Annotated in this window: 1 pseudogene; it reads left to right on the top strand. The window is 63.2% G+C overall.

Annotated elements, in window-relative coordinates:
- Positions 1-266: pseudogene (locus tag KVS69_RS19705) on the top strand (DNA polymerase III subunit gamma/tau); the annotation flags it as partial.

Genomic DNA, 266 nt, shown 5'->3' with positions numbered 1-266 from the left:
CTCGCGCGGCAAGTACAAGGTCTACCTGATCGACGAAGAGCACATGCTGTCCAAGGCGGCGTCCAATGCGCTGCTGAAGACGCTGGAAGAACCGCCGGAACACGTGAAGTTCCTGCTGGCCTCCACCGACCCGCAGAAGCTGCCGGTCACGGTGCTGTCGCGCTGCCTGCAGTTCAACCTCAAGCGGCTTGACGTGGACCAGATCCAGGGCCAGATGACCCGGCTCCTGGCCGCCGAAGAAATCGAATCGGACCCGACCGCGTTCG

The organism is Stenotrophomonas sp. GbtcB23 (assembly GCF_019091045.1).
Classification (GTDB): domain Bacteria; phylum Pseudomonadota; class Gammaproteobacteria; order Xanthomonadales; family Xanthomonadaceae; genus Stenotrophomonas; species Stenotrophomonas rhizophila_A.
The sequence above is the reverse complement of the archived record's forward strand: the minus strand, read 5'-3'. Positions and strand labels throughout refer to the sequence as shown.